The organism is Sphingomonas liriopis (assembly GCF_024211255.1).
In the GTDB taxonomy this organism is placed as follows: Bacteria; Pseudomonadota; Alphaproteobacteria; order Sphingomonadales; family Sphingomonadaceae; genus Sphingomonas; species Sphingomonas liriopis.
Window position 1 is genome coordinate 84,098 of record NZ_JAMLDY010000014.1, and the last position, 8,487, is coordinate 92,584.

General features: G+C 67.3%; 8 protein-coding genes and 1 pseudogene. 2 read left to right on the forward strand and 7 right to left on the reverse strand.

Going from position 1 to position 8,487, the window contains the following annotated elements:
* Nucleotides 1–234: 234 nt before the first annotated feature.
* Complete coding sequence (locus tag M9979_RS12515) at nt 235–1,026, reverse strand: arginyltransferase (RefSeq protein WP_254289694.1); 792 nt, start codon at nt 1,024–1,026, stop codon at nt 235–237.
* A 228-nt stretch (nt 1,027–1,254) separates the two neighbouring features.
* On the opposite strand from M9979_RS12515, the gene M9979_RS12520 reads away from it, so the two are divergent.
* On the forward strand, nt 1,255–1,515 hold the full coding sequence (locus tag M9979_RS12520) for a hypothetical protein (protein WP_254289695.1): 261 nt from the start codon (nt 1,255–1,257) through the stop codon (nt 1,513–1,515).
* A 67-nt stretch (nt 1,516–1,582) separates the two neighbouring features.
* On the opposite strand, the gene M9979_RS12525 is transcribed toward M9979_RS12520, so the two are convergent.
* Both M9979_RS12525 and M9979_RS12530 read right to left on the reverse strand, forming a co-directional pair.
* On the reverse strand, nt 1,583–2,038 hold the full coding sequence (locus tag M9979_RS12525; RefSeq protein ID WP_254289696.1) for a DUF983 domain-containing protein: 456 nt from the start codon (nt 2,036–2,038) through the stop codon (nt 1,583–1,585).
* 171 nt (nt 2,039–2,209) lie between these two features.
* Nucleotides 2,210–3,451: a threonine ammonia-lyase gene (locus M9979_RS12530; RefSeq protein ID WP_254289697.1), complete on the reverse strand. Its 1,242-nt coding sequence runs from the start codon at nt 3,449–3,451 to the stop codon at nt 2,210–2,212.
* Nucleotides 3,452–3,554: 103 nt separating this feature from the next.
* On the opposite strand from M9979_RS12530, the gene M9979_RS12535 reads away from it, so the two are divergent.
* Nucleotides 3,555–5,171, forward strand: a complete 1,617-nt coding sequence (locus M9979_RS12535) for an amidohydrolase (protein ID WP_422922055.1) — start codon at nt 3,555–3,557, stop codon at nt 5,169–5,171.
* A gap of 15 nt (nt 5,172–5,186) precedes the next feature.
* Here the strand turns inward: M9979_RS12535 and M9979_RS12540 are convergent, their stop codons facing one another.
* The 4 genes and pseudogenes from M9979_RS12540 to M9979_RS17420 all read right to left on the reverse strand — a co-directional run.
* Entirely contained in the window at nt 5,187–6,071 is an 885-nt protein-coding gene (locus M9979_RS12540; RefSeq protein ID WP_254289699.1) for a hypothetical protein, read from the reverse strand.
* 225 nt (nt 6,072–6,296) lie between these two features.
* Nucleotides 6,297–6,992: a response regulator transcription factor CtrA gene (gene ctrA / locus M9979_RS12545; RefSeq protein WP_254289700.1), complete on the reverse strand. Its 696-nt coding sequence runs from the start codon at nt 6,990–6,992 to the stop codon at nt 6,297–6,299.
* Between the two features lie 99 nt (nt 6,993–7,091).
* Nucleotides 7,092–8,222 carry an AI-2E family transporter gene (locus tag M9979_RS12550; protein WP_254289701.1) on the reverse strand — a complete coding sequence of 377 codons (1,131 nt, stop codon included), beginning with the start codon at nt 8,220–8,222 and terminating at the stop codon, nt 7,092–7,094.
* Between the two features lie 130 nt (nt 8,223–8,352).
* Nucleotides 8,353–8,487 (reverse strand): annotated as a pseudogene (locus tag M9979_RS17420) (IS30 family transposase); the annotation flags it as partial.

The window sequence follows — 8,487 nt, forward strand, 5'->3', positions numbered from 1 at the left end:
AAGTCCCTCAGTGCTCCCGCGTAGGCGGGAGTCCAGGAGTCACGCGCTCCATAAGCCGTTGTTTTGCTTGGCTCTGGGCTCCCGCCTGCGCGGGAGCACGGGAAAGGGGTACGAACGTTCGCAGTGCTCTCGCGAAAGCCGGGGTCCAGCTGGGCGACGTTCGCGACCATGCCCCTGTGCTTGCCCGACTGGGCCCCGGCCTTTGCCGGGGAAGGGGGGACGTGGATAGGCCCGTCAGGCCAGTGCGACCTGCCGCACGTCCGGCACCGGGGCCAGTTCCTCGTCGGTCAGCGCGCGCCAACCGTTGGGGCCGAGCATCTCGATCGGGCGATAGCGCGTCTTGTAGGCCATCCGCGCCGAACCCTTCACCCAATAGCCGAGGTAGACGTAGGGCAGGCCCGCGTCGCGCGCGCGCGCGATGTGATCCATGATGATGACGTTGCCGAGGCCCGGCCGTGCCGCGCCGGGCGTCTCGTCGTCGGCGGCGAAGAAGCTGTAGATCATCGACAGGCCGTCCGCCTGCCGGTCGGTCAGGCAGGCGCCGACCAACCGTCCCCGCTCGCCATTGGTCGAGGGGGTGCGATATTCGACGATCTGCGAATTGACCGGCGAATGCTCGACCATGTCGGCGTAATCGTCTTCGTCCATCCCCGCCATGCCGCCGCCGGGGTGACGCGCGCCCAAGTAGCGGCGCAGCAGCTGGAACTGCTCGTCGGTCGCCCACGGGCGACAGGCGGTGACCTCCAGATCGTCGTTGCGGCGCAGCAGCTTGCGCTGGCTGGCGTTGGGGACGAAATCGGGCGTGACGACGCGTACCGAGACGCAGGCGGTGCAGCCGGCGCACGACGGGCGATAGGCGACCCCCTGCGACCGGCGAAAGCCGATCCGGCCGAGCGCGTCGTTCAGTTCGGTCGCATGCGGGCCGCTCAATTCGGTGAACACCTTGCGCTCCTGCCGGCCCGGCAGGTACGGACAGGGCGCGGGCGTGGTGACGAAGAAGCGCGGAAAACGAAAAGGCGCAGTCACCGCCGGCAATCCCCCGAGATATTGGCCACCGCGACCGCGGCGCGCACGACATATGAATCACCCGCGCGGTCCTGAAAAGCGGCTTTACCATCAAAGAGGGTTAATCGCTGGCAGAGAGTCTTTCCGGCACCAGCGACGGGTCCATTTCGGGACAATGCTGCACTGCGGGAACAACGATGGCGCCGGGTCGTTGCAGCAGTCCTAGGACCCAATCTCCGGAGTATTCCCATGACCAAGATGTTTGCCGGCTCGCTCGCCGCGCTCGCGATGACCGCCGCGCCGATCGCAGCGACGCCTGCGTTCGCCGCCCCCACCACCAACCCCGCCGCTTCGCTGTCGGTCGCCAAGTCGGTGCGCGCCAGCACGCCGTCGGCGAAGAAGAACGACCTCGCCGGTGGCGGGCTGATCTTCGCCGCGCTGATCGCCGCGGGCGTGATCGCGATCGTCGCGGTCGCCGCGTCGAAGGACGACAGCGCCGACAGCAACTAAGCTGACGGTTCCGACCTAATGAAACGGGGGCGGCGCGACGGCGCGGTCCCCGTTTTCATGTCCGGCGCTATTGATCGAAATCGCTGCGGTCGCCCTGTGTGCCGTGCAGCTGCGCCCAGAGCTGCCGCGTCCCCGCCTCCTGCGCGCGGTTGACGAATTGCGATGCGACCAGCCAGCCCTTCAGCGGGCGGAGCGGCAGCAAGGTGCCGAGCGCCATGAACGGCACCGAGGTGACGAGGTGCACCCACGCCGGCGGCGCGAACGCCACCTGCACCCAGACGACGAACGCGATCAACGGCAGCGCGACGATGCACAGCGAGAAGAACGCCGGGCCATCGTCCGGCGCGGCGAAGCGATAGTCGAGATCGCAATGCGCGCAGCGATCGACGATCTTCAGCCACGACCGGAACATGTGCCCCTGTCCACAGCGTGGACACAGCCCCTTCCAGCCGCAGCGCAGGATCCAGCGGAACTTGGCGTTGCCGTCGTTCAGCGGCGGGAATGCGGGCGTGTCTGCTTCCATGACACGGGAGATAGGCCGTCGCGCCGGGGATGCGATGGGACATATTGTCCACCGTGCGCCCTCTTGCCTATCCACGTCCCCGACCGTTCGCCCTGAGCCTGTCGAAGGGCAGGTGAGACTCAGGCCCTTCGACAGGCTCAGGGCGAACGGGAGTCCCGGGGGCGACCCGCCCTACGCCTGTTCGACCACGCTCGTTTCGAACCCGCCCTCGCGCAGCGCGACGATCAGGCGATTGAGATGGGCGCGGTCGCGCGTCTCGCATTCGATATCGGTGACCAGCCCCTTGGCGGGCAGCGAGGTGAAGATGCGCTGGTGGTACACTTCGATGATGTTGACCCGCTGCGCGTCGAAGATGCGCGCGACGTTGAACAGCGCGCCGGGCTGGTCCTGCAGCCGCACGCGCAGGCGCGCGAGCCGGCCCGAGCGGGCGAGGTCGCGCAGCAGCACGTTGGCGAGCAATCGCGTGTCGATATTGCCGCCGCACAGGATGATGCCGACGGTGCGCCCCTTGAAGCGTTCCGGATAGGCCATCAGCGCGGCGAGGCCCGCGGCGCCCGCGCCCTCGACCACCGTCTTCTCGATCTGCAGCAGCAGGCTGACCGCTTCTTCCAGATTGCGTTCGCCGACCAGCACGATGTCGTCGACCAGTTCGGCGACCATGCGCGAGGTGATGCCGCCCGGCTCCTTCACCGCGATCCCCTCGGCCAGCGTATCGCCGGCGCAGGGCAGGTCGGTGCCGCGGATACGGTTGTACATCGACGGGAACAGTTCCGCTTGGACGCCGACGATCTCGATCGGGTGATCCGCGGCGCGTGCGACGATCGCGGTGCCGGAGATGAGCCCGCCGCCGCCGATCGGGATCAGCAGCGTGTCGAGGTTGGGCACGTCCTCCAGCATCTCGACCGCCGCCGTCCCCTGTGCGGCGATGACGCGCGGATCGTCGAACGGATGGACGAAGGTGAAGCCGCATTCCGCCTCGAGCACGCGGGCGTGCGCGTAGGCGGCGTCGAACGTCTCGCCCTCCAGCACGACGTTGGCCTTGTGCCCCTCGGTCTGCGTCACCTTCACCGTCGGCGTGGTGCGCGGCATGACGATCGTCGCAGGGATGCCGAGCCGGTTGGCGTGATAGGCGAGCCCCTGCGCGTGATTGCCGGCGGAGGCGGCGATGACGCCCTTGGCGCGCGCCTCGGGCGACAGCTGCAGCAGCGTGTTGAGCGCGCCGCGTTCCTTGTACGCCGCGGTGAACTGCAGATTCTCGAACTTCAGGAACACAGTGGCGCCGGTCATGTCGCTCAGCGTCTTGCTGACCAAAGTCGGCGTGCGGACGATGGCGTCGCGGATACGGGCGTGCGCGGCGTGGACGTCGTCGATCGTGACGGGCAAAGCGGCGGTGACAGCGGATTTCGTAGCCATGCCGAGCCGCTAGACCATCTGGTGCGGTGGGGGAACACCGCTTATGCGGGATGCCATGGCAAGACAGGCTTTCACGGTGACGCTCGCGGCATGCGCCGCAACGATGACGATGTCCGGCGCGGCATGGGCCGACGGGCTGGTCGACAACGTCAACGGCATGACGCTGGACAAGGACGGCAAGGTCGTCCGCTTCGGCGCGATGCTGGTGACCGCGGAGGGCAATGTGTCCAAACTGTTGTCGGGCAAGGACAAACGCCCCGACAAGCTCGACTGGCGCGTCGATTTCAAGGGCAAGACGCTGCTGCCCGGGATGATCGACGCGCACGGCCATGTCATGGAACTGGGTTTCCGCGCGCTCGAACTCGACCTGTCCGACACGAAGACCCTCGCCGAGGCGCAGGCGAAGATCGCGGCCTATGCGCGTGCCAACCCCGATCGCGCGTGGATCATCGGCGGCGGGTGGAATCAGGAGGTGTGGGGCCTCGGCCGGTTCCCGACCGCCGCCGATCTCGATGCGGCGGTCGGTGATCGGCCGGTCTGGCTGGCGCGCGCCGACGGCCATGCCAGCTGGGGCAACAGCGCCGCGCTGAAGGCCGCCGGCGTCACCGCGAAGAGCGTCGCGCCCGCTGGCGGACGGATCGAGAAGGGCGCGGGCGGGCAGCCCGCGGGCGTCTTCGTCGATGCCGCGCAGGAGCTGGTCGCCCGCGTCGTGCCGCGGCCGCTGGGCAAGGACCGCAACGCTGCCTTCCTCAAGGCGCAGGCGATCCTGTTGAGCTATGGCGTCACCGCGACCGCCGACATGGGGACGAGCATCGACGACTGGCTGACCTATCGCCGCATCGGCGACAATGGCGGGTTGCGACTGCGGATCATGAGCTATGGCATGGGCGTCGACACGACGGTGCAGATCGGCGCGGTCGGACCGAGCCCGTGGCTGTACGGCGACCGGCTGAAGCTGGTCGGGGTCAAGCTGTACGCCGATGGCGCTTTGGGGTCGCGCGGTGCGTGGCTGAAGGCGCCCTATGCCGATGCGCCGGGCCAGTCGGGCGCGGGCTTCATGAGCGACACGGTCCTGCGCAACTGGATGAGCCGTGCGGCGATGGACGGTTATCAGGTCGCGATCCACGCGATCGGCGACCGCGCCAATGCCGAGGCGCTCGACGCGATCGACGAGATGGCGCAGACCTACAAGGGCGACCGGCGCTGGCGGATCGAACATGCGCAGATCGTCGATCCCGCCGACCTGCCGCGCTTCGGCAGATACGGCACGATCGCATCGATGCAGCCGGTCCACCAGACCAGCGACCGCACGATGGCGGAGGCGCGGCTGGGGCCGCAGCGGCTGGTCGGCGCCTATGCCTGGGCCTCGATGCTGAAGAACGGCGCGAAGCTGGCGTTCGGTTCCGACTATCCGGTCGAGAAGCCCGATCCCTGGGCGGGCTGGGCCGCCGCCTTCACCCGCCAGGACGCCGACGGCCAGCCGTTCGGCGGCTGGCACCCCGAACAGGCGGTGACCCGCGAACAGGCGTGGTGGGCCTATACCGGCGGCGCGGCCTATGCCGGCTTCGCCGAGGACCGCATCGGCCGGCTGGCGCCGGGATTGAAGGCCGATTTCGTCGTGGTCGACCGCGACCCGCTGCTCGCCTCGCCCACCGACCTGCGCGCGACGAAGGTGCAGGAAACGTGGATCGGCGGGCAGAAGGTTTGGGAGCGGAAGTAGGTACGTCGGCGTCGGTCAGAAGCTGAACGAGGCCATCGCCATCAGCCCGATCTGCGAATCCTCCCGGTAGCGGATCATGGTTTCGCCGGTGGGGAGCGGCTTGTTGGCTTCGATGCCGTCGCCGAGCAGTTGCACGTCGGGATCGATGATGACGCCGAACCCGAGGTTGAAGCTGTCGGTCTTGGTCGGTTCGCGCCGGAAGGCGAGCATGACGCCCAGGCCGATCGCGTTGATGACCTCCTTGTCGCCCGGCTGGATCGCGACGAACGGCCCGACACCCCACATGTCGGATTCCACGCCGAGCAGGTCGAATTGTGGCTTGAAGAGGTAATGACTCTCGAACAGCAGCCGGGCCGGCGTGTTGTTGCTTTTCTTGATGCGCACGATGCCGTCGACCACCGTGGCTTCGGCGATGCGGTCGCGCGTACCGAGATCGACGGTGAGCGACAGGCCGGTGCCGAGCGCGAGCCCGCCGAAATCGCGCGTAGCCTTGTTCTCCGCCTCCGCATCTGCGGCGGCCCGAACCGCGGCGACATCGAGTTTTTGCTGCGCGACCACCGGTGCGGCCGGAGCAGGAGCAGGAGCAGGTGCGCCAGCCTGCGCCGGCGCCAAAGCCGGGACCGGAGCGGCGGCCGGTACGGCGATACCGAGTTGTGCCAGTTCGCGTTGCGCCGAGGCGCGTGCGGCATTGGCCTTGGCGAGGCGCCGCTCGGCGCGCTCGCGGCGGCGCGCGTCGGCGACCTGGTCCCTCGCCATGGCGAGCGCATCGCGATACCGGGCCTTGAGGTCGGCTTCGGCTCGCTCCGCCTGTTCCGTCGTCAACTGCTGCGCGCTGGCCGATGCCGGCCATGCCACGCTCGCCGCTGCGAAAATTGCGATCGTCCTGCCTAATGTCGTCATCGCCGCGCCCCCGCCCGTTATGTGAGATGAGGCTCATCGGCAGGATTCGCGCCGTCAAGGCAATGGCGCCATTACGGGCACATCCGCACAAGGTGAGTGCCCGACCTCCTTCTTTGCTGCAAAAGAATTGGTCCGGGACGGATCATGATTCCTAAAACAAAGAGAGCCGCGGCACCCCCCGATGCCGCGGCCCTTGCTCCCGATTACTGGGGAGGGAAAGTGTTGTCAGGCGACCGCGACGACCTCTTCGGGTTCGCGCAAGACATAGCCGCGGCCCCAGACGGTTTCGATGTAGTTTTCGCCGTCGCAGGCGAGGCTGAGTTTTTTGCGCAGTTTGCAGATGAAAACGTCGATGATCTTCAGCTCGGGCTCGTCCATGCCGCCGTAGAGGTGGTTGAGGAACATCTCCTTGGTCAGCGTCGTGCCCTTGCGGAGCGAGAGCAGCTCCAGCATCGCATATTCCTTGCCGGTCAGGTGCACGCGCGCGCCGTCGACCTCGACCGTCTTGGCGTCGAGGTTGACCGCGAGCTTGCCGGTGCGGATGACCGACTGGCTGTGCCCCTTCGACCGGCGCACCACGGCATGGATGCGCGCGATCAGCTCTTCGCGGTGGAACGGCTTGGTGACGTAATCGTCGGCGCCGAAGCCGAAGCTCCTGACCTTCGAATCCATCTCGTTGATGCCCGACAGGATCAGCACCGGCGTCGCGACCCGCGCGACGCGCAGCTTCTTGAGCACGTCGTAGCCGTGCATGTCCGGCAGGTTGAGGTCGAGCAGGATGATGTCGTAATCGTACAGCTTGCCGAGATCCAACCCCTCTTCGCCAAGGTCGGTGGTATAGACGTTGAAGCCTTCGGTGCCGAGCATCAGCTCGATCGCCTTGGCCGTGGTCGGCTCGTCCTCGATCAACAACACCCGCATGCGTCGTCCCCTGTTGGCGAGGCCCCGAGCACCCCTGCTGCGCGGCTCGCCTCGATTCATTAACCAAAGAACATCTGAAGGCAAAAGGTTAATTTCGACTTAATCGAGGGATTCCCGCGAGTCGCGCGGTGTTGCTTCTCCGGAATCGTCGTCCGGGTCCTGCGGCGTCAGGTCGGGGCCGAGCAGCGTCTGGTGGCGGCTGCGCGGAATATCCTCGCCCAGCACCTCGCGCAGATAGAGGCTGCGCACGAGCGTGAAGATGACGACAAGCAGCGCGGCGGAGAAGAACAGGCCGAAGATGCCGAAGATCACGCCGATGCCGATGATCGCGAAGACGGTGATCGCCGGCGGGATCGAGATGACGCGCGCCTGGACGTAAGGGGTGATGAAGTTGGTCTGGATCAGCCGGACGACCGCATAGGTGACGAGCGCGCCGATCAGCGGCCCGGTCCCTTGCGTCGCGGCGAGGCCGAGCGCGGGGATCATCGCCGCGGTCGGGCCGATATAGGGGATGAACTCGCTGAGGCCGGCGAGCAGGCCGAGTGCGGCGGCGGAGGGCACGCCCGAAATCCACAGGCCGACGCCGATCAGCAGCCCCATGCTGGTCATCAGGATCAGCGACGAACGCAGCCACAGCCGCAGCGTCGAGCCGACGTCGAACAGGGCATCCTCGATCGCGGGGCGCTTGGTGGGCGGGATCAGGAACAGGAAGCCGCGCTGGTAGATCCCCGGATCGGCGGCGAAGAAGGCGGCGCCGACGAGCAGCAGCAACGTGTTGAGCAGCAATTCGCCCGCGCCGGTGACGAGCCCGCCGACGTCGCGCGCGACCTTCGACCCGGCATAGGCCTGTTGCACGGCATCGACGATCTTGGCGCCGACCGGGCTCTGCGACGCCCAGCCGGCGAGCTGGTCGAGCAGCTGCGGCAGCTGGGTGACGAGCACGTTGACCTGTTCGCGAAACTGGACGCCGAACAGCCAGACGAGGAAGCCGACGATCCCGAACGCGGTCGCCATGCCGAGCCCGAGCGACGCCTTTTCCGGCACTTTCAGGTGATCGCGATAGAGGTCGGCGAGCGCGTGGATCGCGATCGCGCCGAGCATCGAGCCGAAGGCGAGGATGAGCAGATTCCCCGCCTTGAACAGCGCCGCCGCCACCGCAGCGATGACGAGGATGTAGAACAGCCGGCGGATGAAGCGCGCGTCGGCGCGGTCAGGGGAGAGGCGGTTCACGCGCTGTGGAACGCGTGCGAGAGGGAGAGGGTCATGGCCGTCACCCTGACAGGGTCGGCGTATGGGGAATAGGGTGGAAAGCGGCCGATGCATATGATGATCGCGCGGGACGGGCCCCTCCGGCCTACCGTCACCCCGGACGTGTTCCGGGTGTGGATTCACAATCGAAGTGCAACGGGAAGAAAACTTCGGCGGGGTTTCGGAAGCCGAGGCATTTCCTGGGTGTGTGGTTGTGTCTGGCGAGGATGGCGTCGAGCTTTCGCTG